The 721-nt window shown below is 60.6% G+C and carries 1 pseudogene; it reads right to left on the reverse strand.

Going from position 1 to position 721, the window contains the following annotated elements:
* Nucleotides 1–248: 248 nt before the first annotated feature.
* Nucleotides 249–611, reverse strand: a pseudogene (locus A5698_RS28050) (IS481 family transposase); the annotation flags it as partial.
* Nucleotides 612–721 lie beyond the last annotated feature (110 nt).

Below are 721 nucleotides of genomic sequence, written 5' to 3' on the forward strand. Positions count from 1 at the left end.
CACCAAGCGAACCGACTAGCCAACGATGGGGCCAAAATTCATGCCGACCCCGGGGCCAAGTCACTTGACGAGACGCAGTCTCTCGAAGAATCACGCGATGACCTTCATTCATTCGGCTACGACACGCCGGCACCGCTAATCAGGTCCCGACTCGTACACCACCTTGGTGGACGCAACCTGCCCCTGTTCAGAGTCGGTTGATCGTTGACGTTTCTGTGTCGGTTGATCCTTGACACTCTTGTGTTGTGTCAGCCCTGACCGCTTCTGCGTAGGGCCCGCTTGTTTCGTACCTCGCCGTGACTGGTGCGGGGGGCGGTTTTGACCAGTTCATCACCGACCCAGAACCGCAGAAGGTTGCCGTCGACGTGGACATCGCAGCGTTGTCCGGCCCAGTGTTGGCCGATGCAAACCTGCTGCCATGACACGCAGACCACCCCGTTGGTGGTGACCCTGCGTGACACCCAATCTGAGCCCTGTCGTTGGTGCGCTCGAGCCGATTGCGAGGTCGACGGCGACGCTGCCGGCGCCCCGGCGGTGAAGCGCTGGGCAGGGATGTCCATCTTCAGCGACTGGTGCGGTCGGTTGGTGTTGTAGTCCTCGACCCACTCATCCTGTCGGTTCCGGTCGAAAATTGAGCAGGTAGTTCCGGTCGAAAAGTGAGCAGGTGTTACGGGGTTGAGTCTGCCTGACGGTCGGCTTCGACGGAGGGCAGGGACTCGAT

Origin of the sequence: Mycobacterium sp. E136 (genome assembly GCF_001666865.1) — a bacterium.
Taxonomy (GTDB): domain Bacteria; phylum Actinomycetota; class Actinomycetes; order Mycobacteriales; family Mycobacteriaceae; genus Mycobacterium.